A 19,430-nucleotide genomic window follows, 5' to 3' on the forward strand; every position below is an offset into this window, starting at 1 on the left:
GTGTGGGCGCGCTGCGCCGTGACATGAACGACCTCGCCGTTGAGACGTGGCGCAAGATCGAGACTGGCGACGCGCAAGGCCTGACCTTCGGGGAAAACTCGTTGACCGACCACAATCTCTGGACGCTCGCCCAAAAGCATCCAGGCCTGAACGTGCATCGCTTCAGCCAGAATCGAGAAAAGGAGACGGGTGCGGACTGGGAGTGGTGGATCGGTTCTATGGCGCAAGGATGGCTCTGCTTGCGCGTCCAAGCCAAGCGAGCCTATAGGCGCACCTATCCGGAGTTAGATCACGCCGGTAACGGTGACGACGATTACCAGTATGACACGCTCATCAATTCATGCAACGTGATGACGGGAGAGTATCCGCTCCATGTGTTCTATAATGGTTGGAAGCGGAAATACTTCGGACACGACAGTGGCTGGGCGGCTCCCGCCAAGTGGCGAGCATGTTCGGGCAACGCCGAACCGGGGAAGTGTTGGCACGCTCACCCCGTCCACTACGGTTGCGCGGTTGCATCGTCGTTCGCCGTGAAGGCGGTACATGACCTACACTGCTCCAATCGTCGCATGGTGACAGCGCACCTCTCGTGGGCGTTGCCGTGGTCATACCTTTTCGGGCGCTCCTGCTTGGGGAGACGTGTACGCACGGACGCAGCGGAGCCCAAAGTGGCTACGGCTACACCGGAGTGGCTTGATTGGGTACAGGCAAACCTCGATTCACTCGTCGGCGAATTGCCCGCAGATGCCGATGTGCGACCTCGCCTTCCTGGCTCGAGACAGACCGACGATCGGCGCCAACGCCGCGCCGAGCAACTCCCGGCGTATGCTAATGCCGTTCGTCGAGGTACCGCTCAAGACTCGATACAAGAGATTTCCTTCTTGAGCCCCGCCGCCTCCTGCGTGATAGTGCTCGACCTTGACGCCGAGGAACGAGGCGAGGGTGACGTCCAGACAGGGGATTTCTTGGACTACGAAGCCTGGAAGGCTCGATAAGGCGATTAGGGATGACACCCAGTCGGCGGACAGCTATCGTGGGTGCGCGAGCGTAAGGGAATTCTTGCGGGGATGAGCGAGAACGCTAAACGCAAGCCTGCCCTTCGCATCAAGCCAAGCGAAGACCCTTGACCTACGCGAGCGCAGTCAGCAACGCGGGGTCTCAGTCCTGCTCGATCTCTCGCCGGCCAACCCGGTCGCCGCTTCGAACGCCGTCGTCCAGGGGAAGGCATTCTGGCGACTGTTGCCGCTGCCGGGTGGGTGTGGCTCCCATCCGTCGTCGGCCCCGAGAAGAATCCGGACGTGCTCATCGCGAAGGTTCGCCACGGCACGTTGGAAGGGTGTGCGGGTGGCCAGGGCGGCGTTGACGAACGGGACGACCACGGTGGGCACCCGCCGGCCGATTAGCTCGGCGACTGCGGTCATCGCATAGTTGTCAGCGATGCCAAGGGCGATCTTGTTGACGGAGTTGTAGGTGGCGGGGGCGATGATGAGCGCGTCCGCGGCGGGGAGAGATCGGCTGGTGCCGGGGGAGGACCGGTAGGTGGACCGGACCGGGTGCCCGGTCAGCCGTTCTATCGTTTCGGCGTCGACGAAGTCGAGGGCGCTGGGGGTGGCGGTGACCGCCGTTGTCCACGACTGGCGCGCCGCGGTGGTGACCAGTTGTGTCACGTCTGCGGCGGGGCCCGCAGCGCAGACGACGATTTGCAGGTGTCCGCTGGTCATACGCGGATCCCGGCGTGCTGGGCGAAGTCGAGGGCAGCACTGCGAACGCGCCCCCGGGTGAGGACTGCCAGGTCGCTGGCGATGCGCTGCACCGCTGGTCGCCACCGGATCTCCTCTGGTGCCACCTCGTACGCGTTGCGTAGCGCGTTCAGGCCGTGCTCGTAGCGTCCCCATTGCGTGTAGGCGCGGGCCACGTCGACGAACAGGGAGGCTCTGCGTTCAGCGAGGTCGATCTTGTCCAGCTGCACCTGGCGGGCGAGGGTGATGGCGGTGCCGGCGTCGCCCAGGGCCAGCGCGATGTTGACGCGGTGCAGCAGGACGTTGGTGGCACCGAAGCCCGTCCACCGGTCGTTGCCGTCGTAGCCGAGTCGATCGGCGGCATGGGAAGCCTCATCGAGCATGGCCTGCGCGTTGTCTCTGTTGTCGTCGCGGGCGGCGGCGATAGCACCGCGAAGCAGCAGTGCGCCGTACACGGCGACCGCGTCGGTCGACGCGAGTCCGCTGCCGCGTCGGAGGTGCTCGGCCGCGTCTTCGGCAAGCTGTCGCCCCTGGGTACCGTGGCCGGTGCTCATGAGGGCGTGGGCCATGATCCGGGCACTTGCAGCCATCGCCAGCGGGTCCTGACTGCTCTCAGCGGCACGGGCGCTGCGTTCGGCGGCGACCAAGGCCATGCCTTTGTCGCCGACCTTGAGCAGCACGCTGCCGACGACGTGGTAGAGGTCGCTGGCCAGGGCGTCGACCTGCGTCCGCTGCTCACCCTCGGCCTCCGCACGAGTGGGTTCCAAGGCGGGTAGCAGGGCCACAAGCCTGGCGAGAACCTGCTCGTAACGGCACGCCTGATACTGGGTTTTCGCGGCGGCTACCTCCCGAGCGAGTTGCCGGATCGGTAAGGCAATTGGCTCGGGGTTGCAAGGTCGTGGTGCGACCAGTGCGTCGAGCAGAGCCGCGACGTTCGGCAGGGTGATGCCGCTGATCGTCACGCCGGTCAGGAGATCTCTGCGCCGCACGTCGCCATCCGAGTCGAAGTCGTGAATGCCGCCTTCGCCAGTATGGGTCTGCGTGTCCCTGACGGGCAGCGTCGCGGGACCCGCAAGTGCACCACTGGTACCTTCCCTCACCAGTGCTTCGAAGCGCTCGCGGACGTCCGAGGTGGCCCGCGCCAGGACCGTGTCGAGAGCGGCCTGCATGTCGGCCCTCAGATGGACCTTGTTGCCTTGGCTGCTCCACTTGGCCACCGTTCGCCGTGCCGCGCCCAGGTGCTCGGCGAAGCCGGTAACGCTCATCCGCAACGCCTGACGCAGCGCGTTTGCCTCCCGGCCGGTCCAGGTCGTCACCGCGGCCATCGCACGTCCTCTCGATGCGGACAGTCGTCCGGACGATCGTATCGGCACTTGGCGTGCTGGCAGGTGCACCGTGAGTGCACCGCGAGGACATCCCCAATGCTGCGCTCACCGAGCGAACCTGACTGGGCTGGTGCGCCACTCTCGGCGAGTACGCGGCCGGCGCGCAATCGCAGCCTCACGCCAGGGAGCTCGGGATGAATAACGGAAGCGCCGGGAGTCAAGAGCTGGCCTTGGCGCTTCGCCCGGTGCCGTCCCAGCCCGCTCCCTTACGCGTGCGAATGATGCCCCGCCTGCATACCGCCAGGAGGGCTGCGTGGGTGGGTGATTGGCGGTCTGCTCCCGGCCGCTGTGGTGCGGCGGTGGGCTCGCCCTTCCCCCGGCGAGCCCGCCGCTCACCGTCTCTGATGGAGGTGCCGGCATGACGGTGTATGTCTCGCGTAGCGCGATGGCCGAGCGATCCCGGCTCCCTGAGCCTGCCTCAGGGTTCTTGCCGAAGCAGGTGGGGCCATTGGTGGAGCCGACCCACTTCTACCCGAGGGTCGGGCCGCTGATGACCCTTGGGCAGCGCACCCTCTACCGGGTGCCGGGGCGGTCCGGATGAGCGGCGTCCTCGTCCACGTCATCACCGCCGCCGCCACGGCCACGGCTAACTCGATCGCCCTCCTGCACCGGACGCCCGACGGCCGCCCGCACGCCAGGGTGTGCATCTCCTGCACCTCACCCGGGACCTGCGAGGAGAACGAATGGGCCGAGAGCTACCTCGCCCAGGTCGTCGCAGACGCCGCCGCCCGACAGCCGGTGTCATGACCCCGGCGCTGGCCTGTCACTGCAGCAGTCGACTGCGCGGGTGGTCCTGCTGGCTCGCCTCGTGGCCACCTATCACTGGCCGAACGCCCGCGGTCAGTGCCCACGCTGCGGCGTGGCCAACTGCCTCCCACTGCGCATCGCCCGAGACGTGCTGCAACGGCGATCCCGGCCGCCGGCGCCAATCCTGATGGGAGACCCTCGGTGAGGCGACTGGAGATTGGCTACAGCTGCTGGGGGTTCCTCGGTCCCGGCGTCGTCGACACCCCCGACGGCTCGCGCTCGTACCGGGCTCCTCTGATAGACGCGCTGGAGACCGCGGGCCACCTCGTGACGCTGCTTCAGGCCAACCGGGACCTCGACGAGGCCGGACTCGACCTGCGCGACGCATACGACTTCAACAGCGGCCTGCCCGACCTCGACGTCGTGATGTTTGAGTGGCGGTGGCCGCTGCCCGGCCGCAACACCACGGCCTGCGGTAGCCCCGGTCACCACTGCGACCTGCACCGACAGACCGAGCTGATCGAGCACTACACCCTGGCCGGCGTACCCACCATCATCTGGGACCTGGACCGACGGCTGCCCGCCGACGATCCGCTGCGCGCGTTGCCCAACGTGCGGGTGTGCGAGTTCGCCACCCGACCCACACCGGGCGCGACCACCACTTTCTGCCCGGTGCCCGACTCCCGGCTCGACGCGGCCGACGCCTACGAGCTGGCGCAGCTTCACCGGCCCACGTCGCTGGTGTACGTCGGGAACCAGTACGACCGCGACGAGCACTTCGACCGGTACTTCGCCGGCCCGGCCGCGCAAGTCGGCCATCGTGTCGCGGGGAAGTGGACTCGCACCCAGGCGTGGCCGCACGTCAACTTCACCGGCCGGTGCGCGTTCACCGAGGTCGACCGGCTCCACCGCGGCGCCCTGGCCACCGTGATGCTGCTGCCCGACCGGTACGCCGCCGTAGGCCACATCACGCAGCGGCTGTTCGAGGCGGTCCTCGCCGGCTGCGTGCCGCTCATGCCCGCCGACGTGGTCGACGGGCACCGCTTCGTCCCCGACGAGCTCATCGTCGTCGACGGCACAGATGTCGTCGAGCGGGTCGAGTACCTCCAGTGCATTGCCGGGACCATCACCCACGCCGGGCTGATCTACCAGTGCCTGCGCTACCTCGACCAGATGCGGCTGTCCCGCCAGGCAGCCGTCTTCCAGCAGGTCATGACCGACCTGATGTCCACCCCGAGTGAGGGAGACGCCCATGGTCCTCGGACCCGAGTTCGGCAGCTTCCAGCCGGCGTACCTGGCCGTGCTACGGGAGATCGCCACCAGGCACCGTTTCGACACCTGCGGGCGAGGTAAGGACGCCCTGGAGATCATCAATACCAGCTTCACCATCACCGACCCCGTCGACCGGATCGTCTACCTCGCCGCCCGCAAGGCCAACGTCGTGTTCAATCACGCCGAGGCCCTGTGGTACCTGACCGGCCGCGACGACGTCGAGATGATCTCGTACTACGCGCCGCAGCTGCGGAATCTGTCCGCTGACGGCGCCCGGCTCACCGGCACCGCCTACGGGCCCCGCCTGTTCCGGCCCGGCCAGCCCGACGCGCACAGCCAGTTCCAGCGGGTGGAGCGGCTACTCGCCGACGACCCCGACACCAAGCGCGCCGCCATGGTGATCATGCGCCCCGATGAGCTGGTCGACCCCGTCAACCCGGACGTGGCCTGCACCCTCGGCCTGCAATTCCTCCTGCGCAACGGACAGCTGCACATGTCGGCCTACATGCGCGGCAACGACGCCGTCATCGGCCTGCTGGGCGACACGTTCGCGTTCACCTTCATCCAGGAGTTCACCGCCCGCCGCCTCGGCGTCGGCGTCGGCACGTACGCCCACCACGTCGGCTCGATGCACATCAACAAGCTGGACGTGGACAAGGTCGACGCCATGCTGGCCGAGGCGACCGGACCGCTGCCGAACCGCCGCTTCCCGGTCGACCAGATGCCCGCCACGAGATGGGAGACCATCCGGGAGGTCGCCGCATGGGAGCAGGTGCTGCGCGACGACCGCGACCAGCTCCCCCCCGGCCGGCTGACCACCGTGCGCGTCGACCCGTACTGGCGGCGGGTACTGGCGCTGTTCGAGTGCTACCGGCAGATCGTGCACAACCCCGGCAAGCCCGTCGGCCGGGACATCCTCGCCGAGCTGCACCCCGGGCATTGGTGGCTGGTGGCCAACCGGTGGCCCGAGCGGGTGCCCGCCTTCCCAGGGAGCCGGGCATGACCGACGACACCGCCGCCGTCGACTGGTTCCGCTGGACCGTCATCCTGCTCAAGCCGGACTGCGTCCGCCGCGGCCTCGTCAGCGAGGTCCTGCAGTGGATGCGAGGTCTCGTGACCATCGTCGACTCCCACACGGTGATCCCCACCGAAGACCAGGTGTTCGCCCACTACGACGACATGCTGCCCCTGTCCGAGCAGCTCGGCCGCGACGTGCCGGCAGAGCTGCGGCGCATCTTCATCGGCAACCGGGTCGTCGTCGCCCTCGGCTACGGCGAGAACGCCGCCGAGCGGGTACGCGCCGTCGTCGGCGTGACCGACCCGGCCAGCGCCCCCAGCACCACCGTCCGGGGCCGCTACGCCAAGGACACCCTCGACAAGGCGGTGGCCGAAGGCCGCCTGGTCGACAACCTCATCCACACCTCCGACCACAGCGGCGTGGTCGAACGGGACTTCGGCATCTGGTACGGACCCCAGCGCACGCACCTGCTGCGCCCACCCGCCGCCCGAGGAGACGCCCGATGACCCAGGTCCCCGTCCAAATCAGCTCTGGCCCCCGCCAGCTGAACCTCATGCCCGCCGCTGAGCAGGCCCGCCTCGACCCCTACATGCACCTGATCGTCGGCTACCGCAAGTCCGGGCTGTCGCTCAACCACATCGTCGGCTGCCCGCTCGACTGCGGGTACTGCGTCCGCCACTTCTGGGGCAACTTCGACCACAAGACTCCGACCCTGCTGGTGCCCACGCAGGAGGCCATCGAGCTGCTGATCGGGCACGAGGCCTTCCGGCCGCACGTCACCCCGATCCAGCTGTTCAACAAGGCCACCGACCCGTTCCTGCCCGGCGTGAAGCCCCACCTGTTCCAGGTTCTACGCGCCCTCGACGAGCGCGGGTACACCAACCAGATCCTCATCATCACCAGGTTCAAGGTCACCGGCCAAGACATGGAGAACCTGGAGTCGCTGCGCCACCTGAAGGTGACCCTGCTCTTCACCTACTCCGGCATCCAGGACGACCGGGTCGAGCCGATCACGAAGAGCGCCATCACGATCAACTCGATCTACACCGCGGTCGCCCACAAGAAGCGCACCGGCGTGGTGCTGTACTGGCGGCCCATCGTCCCCGGCTGGAACACCACCCCCGAAACCATCGACCACGTCTTGGAGGTCGCCGGCGACGTCGACGCCGCCGTGTTCACCGGCTACTACCACAAGCCGGAGAACGCCGCCTACCTACGCCAGCTCGGCGTAGACGTGCCGTACGGCGACGACTTCGCCCGCCGCAAGACCCTCCCGCGCGAGATCGACGAGCTGATCGTCGGCGCGTGGAAGGCATCCGGGATCAAGACGCCCCTGTTCCGCAAGACCAGCTGCGGCGTCTCCTACGCCCACGGCGTGGCTGACTACAACGGCCACTGGGGCGTGAACGAGCTGTGCAACATCTGCCCCGCCAAACAGAAGCAGCTCTGCATCGACGACTACCGCGACCCCACCGAGCAGGAGGTCAAGGACGTACTCGACACGCTCGGGTACGACAGCCCCATCCTCGTCGAACCCGGCCACGTGTGGACCCACGGCCTCGGCGAGCAGAAGCGGTACGCCGTCCAGCACCACCTGCGCCACCAGATCTGGGAGGCGAACCAGCCGCATTTCCCCGGCGCGCACGGCCGCCAGCTCCTCGGCCACGAGGTCGATCCGCGCCAGGTGGAAAGGTTCGCCGCGGTCCGGGCGGAACTCGTCGAAGCCGTGAAGTATGGAGACGACGACTAGCCCAGCACGGGGGAGAAGGCATGAGCGGCAGCCCGAGCGACCCCTGGACCACCGCCAGCCTGGTCGTCATCGACCTGGAGGGCACCGGTGCCCAGGACCGAGACGACGAAGCGATCCTCGAGATCGCGCTCGTTCCGCTCGTCGCCGGGCTGCCGGACATGCCCACCAGCTACACCACCCTGATCAACCCCGGCAGGCCCATCGGCCGCCGCTCGTGGCTCTCACCCGGGCTCACCGACGCCACGCTGCGCTGCGCCCCCGACCTCGCCGACATCGAGCTGCACCTCGCCGACCGGATCAACGGCCGCTACCTCGTCGGCCACAACGTCTCCGTCGACTGGCGGCTCCTGCACCGCCAGCTCCCGGCGCTCCGGCCGGCCGGCCTCATCGACACCCTGCGCCTCGCGAAGGCACTCACAACCGGCCGCTCCCGCGCCCTGACCGCGCTCATCCACGAGCTGGGGCTCACCGGCCGGGTCAACGAGGCCGCACCCGACTCGCAGCCACACCGCGCGCTGTGGGACACCACCGCGACGGCGCTACTGCTGCCTGAGCTCGTCACCCGCCGCTGGCCCACCGCGCCCACGCTCGGAGAACTGCTCGCCGAAGCCGCTCTCCCCCTTAACGCCGAAAAGCAGCCCACCGCCACAGCACCCCAGCCGGCCCTCTTCTGAACCCTGCGCCGCGCGGCGCCCGCCCCGCTGCTCGGACTGACCGCATTGGGCAGGCCGGCGATCGGCGCTGCGTGCGCCTGGTTCCTCCCGCTGGGCTGGACGCTGGCCGCAGTGGTGTTACCTTTTGTCCAGACTCGGCGGCCGGCAGATCGCCACGTGGCGGCGCCAAGCCCGGGGCAAGGGTTAAACGGCGTTGGACGGGTTCGCCATCACCTCCGGCGACCGCTTCTCCGCTGAGACCTATCGAAAGATCGCCGGAAGCACCGTTAGCGAGATAGTCCCCAGTAGCGTGACAATCATCGGCCAGGCGCGAACCCGTTCTCCAGGTAGACCCCACTGCAATGGCGTTGCGCTGACATCGCCTCGACGATGCGCCGCGCCCGTCGAGGGATCAGCACCCGCCCAAGAGCCGCAGGATCGAAGAACTCGATCCGCAGTGGACAAAGCTAAGCTTTCAAGGTCTGTAGCGCCTCGCAACCGAGGCTCACGGCGTAACCGTACGGCGGGGCGCGATCCGTACGAACGGATGTGCCAGCGCACGCCCGGTCGGCGTCGTCCTCGTTGATCCTGCGGCCGGTTGACCTCGCTGGGGCCGCCACCGGCCGTTGGGTCAGGGTGACGGGAAGATAACGGCGATGTTGTCGGCGGTGACGAGTTTCCCGTGTGACGGCCTGAGTGCGTGTTTGAGAAGGTCGGATGTGGACGGTGCGGCGGCGTGACGATGGCCGCCGGAGGCGGGAGGGTGTCCGGGTGTCGTCGCCTCGTCGTGGTTACCCGTCGGACCTGACCGATGCCCAGTGGGCGTTGATCGAAGGGTTGTTGCCGGAGCCCAGCACGGATGGGCGGCGGGAGAAGCATCCTCGTCGGGAGATCGTCAACGCGATCTTGTATGTGGTCCGCTCGGGGTGTCCGTGGCGGTATCTGCCGGCGGATCTGCCGCCGTGGCAGACGGTGTACTGGTACTTCGTGCGCTGGGAAGACGCCGGTGTGACCGAGAACCTGCTGGCCACGCTGCGGGTCAAGGCGCGGGTGCAGGACGGGCGGAATCCGGAGCCGTCGGCGGGGATCATCGACTCGCAGTCGGTGAAGGGCGCCGACACCGTTGGGCGGCAGACGCGTGGCTACGACGCGGGTAAGAAGGTCAACGGCAGGAAGCGGTTCATCATTACCGATACCACCGGGCTGTTGGTCACCGTGGCGGTGATGGCCGCGTCGTGGCAGGACCGCGACGGCGCGAAGAGCGCCCTGCTCGGCGCTTATCTGGCCACCCCGATCCGGCACGTCTTCGCCGACCAGGGCTTCGCGGGCCGTCTCGTCGACTGGACCCGTGACACCTTGAAGATCACGCTGGAGATCGTGCGGAAGCCCGCTGAACAGCGGGGCTTCGCCGTACATCCGCGCAGGTGGGTCGTGGAGCGGACCCTGGCATGGCTCACCGCCTGCCGCCGGCTGGCCCGCGACTACGAACGCCACCCTGAAATCTCCGAAGGCATCGTCAGGTGGGCCGCCATCGCCGGCATGACCCGCCGCATCACCCGCGGCCGACCAGCCCGACGGCAGGCGAAGCGCACCTTCATCTGGACCTGATCAAGTCCCTCTCAAACACGCTCTTAGAGGTTGCTCTGGTGTCGGCCGCGCGGTCGACCGGCTGCCCTTGCACGGCCCCAGGCCGCAAGCGGAGCAGTTCTTCCTAAGGCGGATGTACTTTGCTACGCGGCTCCGACTTTCGATGGCCATGCGAATATCCATCAATGGCTACCGACCCAGTTCCACACGCATCCATAAACAGCATGGCCACGCGAAGGTGAATGGCCACGAACATCCGAATGACGAATCTGCTCATACTTGGGCGGCGACATGTGAACTTGCAATCCCGAAGGTGGATGCAGCTAGGCGATCAGGTGGGGTCGGGCTGAGTCTGCTGCGGCTCCGTGCCTAGTGTTTCCAGCGACAGGAACAACTGACCCGCATACTTCTCTGCTGCGCGCCGGACTGCGGCCTGGGTGCACAATCGCCACCACCCAACAGCCGCTAGAACGTCGAAGCTGATCAGGCCTGTCTGCTGCTTCCAACCTAGCGGTACCAGTGATATCCAGGCGAGCGCCATCATTACCAGGGCTGCCAGCAGGCAAATCAAAATGGCTGGCATGCGACAGGCGTAAGCGTTGCGACGGAATCCGTATGCGATGTTTTCCTCGAACACCAAGGGGAAGCGCGACCTGTCCCGGGTCCTTTCTCGTAACGCGGCCGTAGCGGTGGCATAGAGCTCGTCGGCGTCTGCTGGATCAGCGGCTTCGGTCGTCTCGTCAGGCAGCGCGATACCGAGATGCGCGGCCACCAGCTGATGCCGGCGAGCCACGGCCGACTTCGTCGAAGACGCCCGCCATCGCAGCATGTTCTCTGATGGCCGGGCACCCCAGGCGCGGAACAGCTGCGGCTCGACTCGAAGTCCTCGATCACGGACGACCTGCGAGGCAGCGAACGGCAGGCAGAACGCGGCAAGCCCAGCTACTTTCGTCCATACCGTCACAGCGGCGGGTATGGCCGTCAGAGCGAGGACGAAAACCGGCAGGACCATCAGTGCGGCGGGCAAGAGCCGCGCGTTCCGATTGTATCGATCGGTAATCTGCTGCAGCAGACCCATGGCGTCGACCTCCGATGGTGTCAGCGCGTGTGGCACTCAAGAGTGCCAATGTAGTACAGCCCATGGCTGTGGTCGTGGCCCTCGTCATGGAGGAAGTTGACGCTGTAGGCGTTATCGCTGACATAGATGTGCACTTTGCTGGTATCTGTTTCGAACAGGATATCGCCGCAGGAGTTCTGGGTGATGGTGTTGTAGCCGTTGTAATAGTCCAAGTATTCTGACGGTGCCTCGCCGACTACCACTAGCCCTGGATCCATTTCTTCCAGCCACCCCCTCGGCACCTTGCCTGACGTGCGGCCGTGATGTGGGGCGAACAGGATGTCCACCTTGGGAATGGCCACCTTGCTCTCGATCTTTTCCATGAAGTCAGTCTCGAGGTCGCCCATCCACAACATCCGGGGGCCGTCGTCAACTGAGTACTGCAAGATGCAGGAGATATTGTTTGGCGACATGCCGGCGGCAGCATCAGCCAAGGCGCTCTGGAAATCGGGGTCCGAAGTGGTTGGCCACAGCACGTTGAGCCCGGCCGAGCCGCGCTCCTCGTTGCTCTGATTCATCCAACGGCGCGTACAGCCCTTGTAGAGATAGAAGGCTTTCTTGGGGTCGTCCCGCAGACTGCAGTAGTGTTTGAAGTCGTCGGTCGGGTCGTCCTTGGTCGCTTCGTTCTTGACGCAGTAGAAGTTCCTGATACCGATGTGGTCATCGAGTTCGGCCAGGCCGCCGATGTGGTCTTGGTCGGGATGGGTCGAGATGAAACGGAGACACCCCTTATCTTTTGACTGTGTCGCAATCTCCGTCAAGATGCTGCCGGCCCGCTCTGGCGGCAGTGAGCAGTCGATGATGGTGAAGTTGTCGCTGCCGTGGCGGATGTAGTACATATCGCCGTTGCCGATGGCGAAGGACTTGATGGTGGGCATCTCTATGCGCCTCCTACGGTTTTGCAGGTGGGTGCCGGTCTGGGCTGCGCTGGCTGGCAGTATGATTCGCTTGGCTCATTCCCTGAGCAGCCATTCGGGGGTTATCGATGGGCTGTCAGAGGTGCCGTGTTATGCGACGGCGCGAAATGGGGCTGGCCGTCTTCACCGACTCCGAAGAACACCTACTCCTCTGCGGGGACCTCCCGAGCATCGAGCTCCGCGATCTTGGTTGGCAGGAGGTATTCCTCGATCTGCTCCGCGAGGTGAAGCGGCCACGGCAGGACGGTGGTGCCCCGTACGTACGGTGCTGCATCCCGCAGCTCGTGCGCCAGCGCTGCCCAGTGCTCGGGCTGGTCGCCATCCTGAATTCCCGCGACAAGCAGCTCGATGAACTGCGGGTTCCACACCTGGGCCTTCGGCTTCGGGGCAGTGAGCTTGCCGTTGTGCTCGCCGGGGATCAGCTTCGACACGCCCTTCAACGCCCCGGAGTGGGTACTGGGCTTGCCCGTCGTGCTGCCGTACACCCGAGGGACCAGGAAGCGCCACAAGCCCTTGGGCTGGCCCGTGTCGTCATCGCTCACGCCGTAGCACTCCGGCGTCTCTCCGCCTTCAGCGGTGCGAACGCGTACATGGCGCAGGCCGGACAGCTTGCTGATCGGCTGGGGCTCACCGGCACCGAAGCCGAGGCTGTCGAGCTGGATGCGGCCGTTGGTAAGGGTGTTCCAGACGCCGCGCAAGTTCTGTGCGTGGGTGAGCAGCAGGGTGTTCGGGAAGGCGTTGCTGGCCTCATCGATGACATCCTTGGCGAACCGGACCACGTCCTCGGGGCCGCACTTGAGGTCCACGTTGACGTACTGCTTGCCGATTTCCACGAGCCCGGTGTGCAGAGGCTGCCAGGGCACCTTGGGGGCGTGGACCTGTACATGCTGACCGGTGGGGTCGACGAGCACGGCGACGGGTACCTGCCGCGCGAGCCCCCAGACGCGTCCCTTGTTCTGGCGAATCATCCAGATGGCCAGGAGGGCAGGCTGCCGGAGAAGCGTGTCTCGCGCCGGTTCAGGCAGCGGCTCGGGGCGTACGCCGAGCTGCCGGAACAAATCATCGACGGCCGCAGCGAACCGCTCTCGGTTCGGATCGGAGGGCTCCCTGCCTTCGCGTGCACGAGGAGGACGCTTCGGCTCGGCAACCGGGGTGACGAACTGGCTGAGCCGTCCCGTCCGCAGCAGGCCATGCCGGATGGCGAACTTGGGATCGTCGCCCCGTCGCTGGCCCTGATAGGCGTCGGGGTGGGCGATCTCGACCAGGGCGATTGTCGGGTGGGCCGCATGGCCGAGCGCGTCGGCGATGTGCTCGATGCGGGCCTCCACCGCGGCCTGGGGCCGTCGTCCGACCCGGTCAAGGTCGGCGCGGATCGTTGGTGCCGCCAGCCGCCGAATCCCGACGGTTACCGCACCAAGGTCGGTGTGAACCCCGGCCTCGTCAAGCTGGTCGGCACAGGGCATCGGGACACCGAGACGGACGGCGAGCCGGTCCAGGGCGTACTGCGTGGCGGCCTCGGTATCGGTGAGCAGCTCGATGTCCAGGCGCGGCCCGACGATCTCACCGAGATTGGTCGCCGACACATGGCTGTCGTTAATGCCAGCGAGCCCTTTGTACACGGTGCACTTTTCGCGGGGCAGAGGCGCGGCCGGACGAAGGCGCGGGCTGAGCTCGCCGGTGACCCAGTCCATCAGCGGCTGGCGATCGGCGACCGACAGCCCGGCGCTGACCTTCTCGGCCGAGAGCATGCCGGTGCTGTAGACCAGCGCAGCTGCGTCGCCGTGGCGCTGCAGGTAGTCGAGTGGCTTGTCGACGAGCTGCTGTGGGTCGGGCAGGCGGTCGAGGCAGCCGACCTCCTTAAGTACCCTCGCGAGGGCGTCATTCCAGCGCGGCCCGTAGCTGCTGGTGCCGTCCCTCTCCGTCACCTTGACCTGCTTGATCCGCGCCGTGCCGAAGTGACGGGAGTTTTCCAGGCCGGCCAGGTACGGCACGGTCGGCGCCAGGTACACCGAGTGGCCGTGGTCGAAGGCGAGCTTGCCCCGCACGGGCATCCAGCGCCGCACGCCGTACGACAGATAGACCAGTAGCTCACTACTGGTGGGCAGGGTCTGTGCGGTAATGCCGATCTTGACCGAGAACGGGGTCTGGTCTTCGATCCGCTCCGGAGGCCAGGACATGACCTCGGCGCCGTTGGCGCTCGGGCAGCGCAGGAAACGCAACTCGTTATGCGGGCCAGTCGCGTCCGGGCGGGACAACGTCGCCGCGATCTCCATCGGGAGCAGGCGCATGGCTCGCTGCCGTTCTTCCGGCGCAGTCAGGTTGAGGTGAACCGGCGACCAGATGAGAGGGCTGGCGTGCAGCTGGGACAGGGTCAGGGAGATCTGCTCTGGAGTGCCCTTCTGCGCGCGTACCCACGCTGCGACCAGGTTGAAGATGGCTGCCGGGTTCACCTCGCGGTATGCGAGCAGCCAGTCCTGGTCGTCGTCGCCACGTCCGGCGGACGGAAGCGTGACGACGCAGTCGGGGACGAGGGCGGTGATCGCGTCGTTGAGCGATGCGATCGGGATGCTGGCGACATCGCCGCCGCGCTGCGCCTGTGCGAGCCGGCGCAGCGGCTCCTTCCAGCGGCCAGGGAACCGCATGAGGTGGTAAGTGCGCTCGATCGGGGCTGCGGGATCGAGGCGCAAGACGGTGACAGCGAGGTTGTCGTAGCGGGGTGCCATTCAGCGGTCTCCCATGTTGGTGAGTGCGCGGTACAGGGGCTGGTAGAGCGCCTGGACTAGGTACCGATCGGTGTTGGCGCCGGTGGGTTCGAAGTACGGGGTGAGCACCTCGCGCATGCCGTGCAGCAGGCTGGTGCTGGCATCGTCGAGGTCGGTGTCGGTGTCGCTCCTGCGGGCGGTGACCGGTGCGAAGGCGGCGTCGCAGAAGTAGACCTTCGCGGCTTGCCCGCCGCGCAGAAGCCGGCCGACGACCTGCCAGATGGTCACGAGCTGAGTCCAGGCCACGCGTCCGCGTTCGTCCGTGCCAAGCTGGCTGTAGGCCACCAAGGCGTGCAGCAGTCGGCGCCACTGGCGCTGCGCGGCCCGACGTCGCTGGTTGCCGGCATTGACGAGCCGTTCGTGCGTCGGGCAGTCGTCGCCGAACGGATGCGGGCGTAATTGTTCGAGGGCGTACTGGTTGATCCTCTGGGTGACGTAGCTGAGATCTTTCGGCCGCGGGTGGGGACGTACCAGGAAGAACGCGGCGCCGATGGCGGCGACTCCCTCGGTGTTGAGGATGTTGTGCCCCCGCTCGACGGCCAGGATTGGTGCGACCAGTAGCCACGCATCGTCCGTGCCGAAGTCCGCGACATCGCTGCGGCGGAGCAGGTGGGAGTCGTCCCAGCCGGTCTCCAGCTCGTCGTCGCCAATGAGGCAGCGCACCTGCCCCTGCCAGGAGGACTTTCGCCGAAGCAGTTCGTCGGTGACAGTCCGGGCCTCGGCGTAGCTGCCGACCAGCAGCATGATCTTCTGCCGCCCGGGCGGCAAAGTGACTCGCTCCCGCTCCAGGCGGTTCGGTCGGCCCGGACCGGCGCCCGGCCGGGTCAGGGCCGCGACCATCTGCCGTAGAGCGCTGGCGCGCTCTGCCCCGTAACGGCCGGACACCCATATAGGCGTACTTCGTTCGCCATCGTGCTGGAAGTCCAGCGCAAAGGTCGTCTCTGAGATGGTGGCGAGCTTCTGCGGTGACGGGCGCAGAATCGCCTTGACCGGCACGTCGATGTGGTAGCGAGGCGAGGTGCCCGCCCAGCTGGTCCCGGACAACAGGAGCACGTTCGGACCCGGCCCGTCGGCGGGGAACAGGTCTGGCAGCCCGACCAGCAGGGCCCGCCCCACCCCCGTGTAGCGGAAGAAGCGGAACTCGCCCAACCGACCATCACGGCGGTCGGTCTCGTTCTCGACGTACTGGAATCCCAGCACGTTGCCCATCGGGGATTCGGGCACCGCGACGGCGAGGTCGCTGGGCGGTCGGCGAACCTCAGCCGGCAGCGTGTCGAACATGTCCAGCTCGGCCGCGACCTCCGGCCAGATGGCGAGCATCACGTTGAGCCGGTGCGCCATCACCGCCACGGCGATCGCCAGTTCCAGACGCCATACGTTGCGGTCGAGCTCCGCGGGCGCGATCTTCCTACCCTCGACCAGCTCCCGGTCGCTCAGCCCGGTCAGCCACTGCCGGACGCTGTCCTCCCGCACCTCCTCCTCGGTGTCAGACAGCTGTGCCTCCGCCAGGGTGGACAGCCCCTGGGCCACCTCCCCGAACGCGCTGGTCGGGTCGTCGATGAACGCATTGAACTGCTCGCGTAGCAACTTGTAGAGCTCATCGTCGTCCCAGCCGGGGGCGGGCCTGCGGCCACTCGCGCCGGTGTAACCGGCCCAGTCCTGAGCAAGGCTGTCGAAGAGCGCCCATGCGGTGAAGTAATCAGGGTCGAGCCAGTTCAGTACCGGCTTGCCGGCCCGGACCCGGTCCCGCTGTAGCAACTGGTAGATGACGTCGGCGGCGGTGCGGGCGTGGTTCAGCGCCATGGTGAACCGGCGGATCTGCCGCGAGCTGACGGGAGCGCGGCCCGTCGCCCGTAGCTTCTCCTGCACCCGTGCCCCGATCTCGTCGATCCACGCTTCCTGGCTGGGGCCAAGCAGCACCTGGGCGCTGGCAAACATCTCGTCAAGGTTCGCCTGTACCTGGTCGGCCTCGTCGACGAGGATCAGGTCGCTTCGCCGCCAAGCCGCCTCCAGGTACCGCATCTGCTCCTTGCTCAGCGGGCCCGGTACGGGGGTGTGCACCAGACTCCACGGAGTCGCGATCCACACGTTCGCCGTGGTCAACTGGCGCGCAGACTCATGCCGCTGGCAGCGGTACCACATTGGGCAGGTGCGCCGGGGCCGCTCCCGCCAGCCATCCACCGGGGCATCCGGGTCGGTCTCGATTAGGTGCTGACAGGGTGCCTCGCGCACCTCGAGCGGGGTGGCGGCGCTCCGGACCGCATCGAGCGGGCATGCCGTGCTGACCAGTTCGAATCCGTACGGTTCGGCGGGCAGCAGCCGGCCAGGCGCCGGCGGCTGGAGCCGATGCAGTCGCTCCGCGTGCCGGGTGCGGTTCTGCCCCATGATCGGTGCGGCGAGCACGCTGCCGTACCAGGACAATTCGTGCGCTGTTCGCAGCGCTGCAGAGTTGTCGCCGACCACGATCGTCACCCGAAGGTCATGCTGTGCCGCCCAGACCGCCAGAATCATGACGAGGGTGCTCTTGCCGACGCTGACCAGACCAACCAGGTGCAGGATCCGGTCGATGCGAAGGACCGTGGCGTCGCTAAAGGTGTCGTCGACCAGCCTGACCTGCAGCGTGACGTCCCGCAGGCGCTCTTCCCACCGATGAGGGGTACGCGCGGCCCGCAGGTCGGCAGCGTCCATGCCGCTGGCGGTTTCCAGCAGCTCCTGCCAGGCGACCTCGATCGGTGCCCGCACCCGCACCGCCAAGTCATGCAGATCAGGAGCTGCCGGAGCTGGAAGGTCTTCGGGAACGGTCACGCCGAGACCACGAGCGGTGGAGCTCATCCGGTACCGGCCGGGTGTAGCGAGCCGCACCGCAGTGGTGGCGAAGGGCAGGGGTTCAGTCAGCAACTGCTCGAACCAGCCCCATCGATCGGCCACCACACTGCACTGCCGGCGTACCGGTCGGCCGAGCGGGTCCAGGCAGTAGCCCCGCACCTCCTCGGGGACCGACAAGTAGGCTCGCAGCGCTTCGTCCCAACCGTAGGGGCGCTGGCTGCGCCACAGCAGTGACCGCGCGTTGGCGAGTCGGACCGCCGCGTCGGCCGGCGGGTTCGGCACCGCGTCCCACAGCGCCCGGTAGCCGTCGAGTAACGCGGGCACGCCGCTGGCGGCTTGGTCGGGGGCGACTGTTTCCAGTAGGTATAGGCAAAGCTCGGTATCCATGAGCCGCGATGGCGGAGGCTGGTCTCCCGTAGGGGTGTAGTGGCCGTTGAGGGCGCGGGTGAAGCGGTCTCGTACTGCCTTGGTCTGTCTCATACCCCCGCCTCAACCCGTCGGCTCACGTCACTGAGGAACTCCGCCTCAGAGACCGCCACGATCCGCTGTCCCGGCCGTACCCGGGGGCACGCCTTCCGCAGCCGCGCCACGTACCGCGGGTGCGCCTTTATCTGCTCCCGGCCGATGACGACGTAGGCCCTCTCCGCCTCCGGCGACACGGTGAACAACCGCTCCCGCAGGCGCCGGGCCAGCCGTACCGGGTTGCGCCAGGCCTTGATGTCGGCGACCCAAGGTCGCTCCTCGAAGACCGATATGTCGCAGGCGTCGAAGTCCGGCCACAACGCGACCGGCACGCCGAGCTTCCCGATCGCGTCGGCGATGCGCAGCTCCGCACGACCCGGTGCGGTGATGAAAGTGCGCAGCTCACGCCGCAACCACCACACACCCTCGCTGGCCGGGTGCTCCGCCCCGGCCGTTCCGGGTGCCGGGCAGGACTCGTCCTCGCAGACCCAGGTCCGGTCGTCATCCAGTGGCAGCCGAAGACCGCCGCATCCGCCACAGGTCCGGATAACTCCGTCCGCCATCGCTTCCGGCGGCGCCTCTAGGTACGCCTGCCGCACCTCGTTCGCCAGCAGCGCCAGGTCAGGATCCGCCAGCCGAGCATCGAGTTCCATCGCCGCGAGCGCCGGCTGCCGAATCAGGAGCTCACGGAACACGACGTAAGACTGCGGTGCGTTGGCGGCCCGGGCCTTGTCCATCACCGCCCGCATGAGCGTGTTCTCGCGGATCTCGCCTTCGACGTCCCCACGGAGGCTGCCCAACTCTTCGCAGGCAGCCGTCGGACGTCCATAGATCAGCAGCGACTCGTCTGGGTCGACGTCAGCGTCGGCGAGGTCGATCTTCCAGTCGCCGAACGGCTCCTGCGCAAGCTGGAGTAGTTCCACCACGCTGGCCGGCGCGGGCGCGCCCTGATGCCAGGCGAGCAAGGTCAGCCGGTCCAGCGCGAGCTGCAGGTTCGCCGGGTACGGCAGCTTGAACGCGTCCCCCGATGCGGTTCGCTGGGCGTACTCGAGGATCCCGCTGGCGAGCTGCGCAACCACAATCTGCGGGTCGGGCAGCCACGACGGTGTGGCGGGCGAATCGATCATGCATGCACCTTCTGTCTGAGGAGGACGTGGGCCAAGGCATCTGCACCAAATCCGACTCGACTGGATGC

The 19,430-nt window shown here is 67.2% G+C and carries 15 protein-coding genes; 8 read left to right on the forward strand and 7 right to left on the reverse strand.

The window, feature by feature from the left end; translation table 11 throughout:
* Positions 1–2: 2 nt before the first annotated feature.
* Positions 3–995 (forward strand): DUF6615 family protein, encoded by a 993-nt coding sequence (locus tag AC5RWQ_RS18235; protein ID WP_494283896.1) that lies wholly within the window; start codon positions 3–5, stop codon positions 993–995.
* Between the two features lie 147 nt (positions 996–1,142).
* On the opposite strand, the gene AC5RWQ_RS18240 is transcribed toward AC5RWQ_RS18235, so the two are convergent.
* A complete protein-coding gene (locus AC5RWQ_RS18240; RefSeq protein ID WP_494283897.1) occupies positions 1,143–1,721 on the reverse strand; it encodes a flavoprotein in 579 nt (192 codons plus the stop codon).
* On the reverse strand, positions 1,718–3,064 hold the full coding sequence (locus tag AC5RWQ_RS18245; RefSeq protein ID WP_494283898.1) for a hypothetical protein: 1,347 nt from the start codon (positions 3,062–3,064) through the stop codon (positions 1,718–1,720). The genes AC5RWQ_RS18240 and AC5RWQ_RS18245 overlap by 4 nt, the downstream gene beginning before the upstream one ends.
* A 597-nt stretch (positions 3,065–3,661) precedes the next feature.
* Here AC5RWQ_RS18245 and AC5RWQ_RS18250 point away from each other — a divergent pair.
* The 7 genes from AC5RWQ_RS18250 (at position 3,662) to AC5RWQ_RS18280 (ending at position 10,172) form a co-directional block, all read left to right on the forward strand.
* The gene (locus AC5RWQ_RS18250) at positions 3,662–3,871 is read left to right on the forward strand and encodes a hypothetical protein (protein ID WP_494283899.1); all 210 of its coding nucleotides are present in this window, start codon (positions 3,662–3,664) and stop codon (positions 3,869–3,871) included.
* A 210-nt stretch (positions 3,872–4,081) separates the two neighbouring features.
* A complete protein-coding gene (locus AC5RWQ_RS18255) occupies positions 4,082–5,224 on the forward strand; it encodes a CgeB family protein (RefSeq protein ID WP_494283963.1) in 1,143 nt (380 codons plus the stop codon).
* Positions 5,124–6,146: a thymidylate synthase gene (locus AC5RWQ_RS18260; RefSeq protein ID WP_494283900.1), complete on the forward strand. Its 1,023-nt coding sequence runs from the start codon at positions 5,124–5,126 to the stop codon at positions 6,144–6,146. The genes AC5RWQ_RS18255 and AC5RWQ_RS18260 overlap by 101 nt, the downstream gene beginning before the upstream one ends.
* Positions 6,143–6,667 (forward strand): nucleoside-diphosphate kinase, encoded by a 525-nt coding sequence (locus AC5RWQ_RS18265; RefSeq protein ID WP_494283901.1) that lies wholly within the window; start codon positions 6,143–6,145, stop codon positions 6,665–6,667. Before AC5RWQ_RS18260 ends, AC5RWQ_RS18265 begins: the two co-directional genes overlap by 4 nt.
* Positions 6,664–7,911, forward strand: a complete 1,248-nt coding sequence (locus AC5RWQ_RS18270; protein WP_494283902.1) for a hypothetical protein — start codon at positions 6,664–6,666, stop codon at positions 7,909–7,911. Before AC5RWQ_RS18265 ends, AC5RWQ_RS18270 begins: the two co-directional genes overlap by 4 nt.
* Before the next feature lie 20 nt (positions 7,912–7,931).
* Entirely contained in the window at positions 7,932–8,585 is a 654-nt protein-coding gene (locus AC5RWQ_RS18275) for a 3'-5' exonuclease (RefSeq protein WP_494283903.1), read from the forward strand.
* Positions 8,586–9,281: 696 nt separating this feature from the next.
* A complete protein-coding gene (locus AC5RWQ_RS18280; protein ID WP_494283904.1) occupies positions 9,282–10,172 on the forward strand; it encodes an IS5 family transposase in 891 nt (296 codons plus the stop codon).
* 310 nt (positions 10,173–10,482) lie between these two features.
* Here the strand turns inward: AC5RWQ_RS18280 and AC5RWQ_RS18285 are convergent, their stop codons facing one another.
* The 5 genes from AC5RWQ_RS18285 to AC5RWQ_RS18305 all read right to left on the reverse strand — a co-directional run bounded on the left by AC5RWQ_RS18285 (position 10,483) and on the right by AC5RWQ_RS18305 (position 19,362).
* Positions 10,483–11,229: a hypothetical protein gene (locus AC5RWQ_RS18285; RefSeq protein WP_494283905.1), complete on the reverse strand. Its 747-nt coding sequence runs from the start codon at positions 11,227–11,229 to the stop codon at positions 10,483–10,485.
* A 20-nt stretch (positions 11,230–11,249) separates the two neighbouring features.
* Positions 11,250–12,146, reverse strand: a complete 897-nt coding sequence (locus AC5RWQ_RS18290) for an MBL fold metallo-hydrolase (RefSeq protein WP_494283906.1) — start codon at positions 12,144–12,146, stop codon at positions 11,250–11,252.
* 182 nt (positions 12,147–12,328) lie between these two features.
* The gene (locus AC5RWQ_RS18295; protein WP_494283907.1) at positions 12,329–14,908 is read right to left on the reverse strand and encodes a pPIWI_RE module domain-containing protein; all 2,580 of its coding nucleotides are present in this window, start codon (positions 14,906–14,908) and stop codon (positions 12,329–12,331) included.
* Positions 14,909–18,253: a pPIWI_RE_Z domain-containing protein gene (locus tag AC5RWQ_RS18300; RefSeq protein ID WP_494283908.1), complete on the reverse strand. Its 3,345-nt coding sequence runs from the start codon at positions 18,251–18,253 to the stop codon at positions 14,909–14,911.
* Positions 18,250–19,362 carry a pPIWI_RE_Y domain-containing protein gene (locus AC5RWQ_RS18305; RefSeq protein ID WP_494283909.1) on the reverse strand — a complete coding sequence of 371 codons (1,113 nt, stop codon included), beginning with the start codon at positions 19,360–19,362 and terminating at the stop codon, positions 18,250–18,252. Before AC5RWQ_RS18305 ends, AC5RWQ_RS18300 begins: the two co-directional genes overlap by 4 nt.
* Between the last annotated feature and the right edge of the window lie 68 nt (positions 19,363–19,430).

Source organism: Micromonospora sp. BS32 (assembly GCF_059089345.1).

Bases quoted from the DNA above. Each gene is read 5' to 3' on its own strand.
- AC5RWQ_RS18265 (WP_494283901.1), top strand. From the start codon at position 6,143: ATGACCGACGACACCGCCGCCGTCGACTGGTTCCGCTGGACCGTCATC.
- AC5RWQ_RS18240 (WP_494283897.1), bottom strand. From the start codon at position 1,721: ATGACCAGCGGACACCTGCAAATCGTCGTCTGCGCTGCGGGCCCCGCC.
- AC5RWQ_RS18275 (WP_494283903.1), top strand. From the start codon at position 7,932: ATGAGCGGCAGCCCGAGCGACCCCTGGACCACCGCCAGCCTGGTCGTC.
- AC5RWQ_RS18280 (WP_494283904.1), top strand. From the start codon at position 9,282: ATGTGGACGGTGCGGCGGCGTGACGATGGCCGCCGGAGGCGGGAGGGT.
- AC5RWQ_RS18300 (WP_494283908.1), bottom strand. From the start codon at position 18,253: ATGAGACAGACCAAGGCAGTACGAGACCGCTTCACCCGCGCCCTCAAC.
- AC5RWQ_RS18245 (WP_494283898.1), bottom strand. From the start codon at position 3,064: ATGGCCGCGGTGACGACCTGGACCGGCCGGGAGGCAAACGCGCTGCGT.
- AC5RWQ_RS18285 (WP_494283905.1), bottom strand. From the start codon at position 11,229: ATGGGTCTGCTGCAGCAGATTACCGATCGATACAATCGGAACGCGCGG.
- AC5RWQ_RS18270 (WP_494283902.1), top strand. From the start codon at position 6,664: ATGACCCAGGTCCCCGTCCAAATCAGCTCTGGCCCCCGCCAGCTGAAC.
- AC5RWQ_RS18290 (WP_494283906.1), bottom strand. From the start codon at position 12,146: ATGCCCACCATCAAGTCCTTCGCCATCGGCAACGGCGATATGTACTAC.
- AC5RWQ_RS18305 (WP_494283909.1), bottom strand. From the start codon at position 19,362: ATGATCGATTCGCCCGCCACACCGTCGTGGCTGCCCGACCCGCAGATT.
- AC5RWQ_RS18250 (WP_494283899.1), top strand. From the start codon at position 3,662: ATGAGCGGCGTCCTCGTCCACGTCATCACCGCCGCCGCCACGGCCACG.
- AC5RWQ_RS18295 (WP_494283907.1), bottom strand. From the start codon at position 14,908: ATGGCACCCCGCTACGACAACCTCGCTGTCACCGTCTTGCGCCTCGAT.
- AC5RWQ_RS18260 (WP_494283900.1), top strand. From the start codon at position 5,124: ATGGTCCTCGGACCCGAGTTCGGCAGCTTCCAGCCGGCGTACCTGGCC.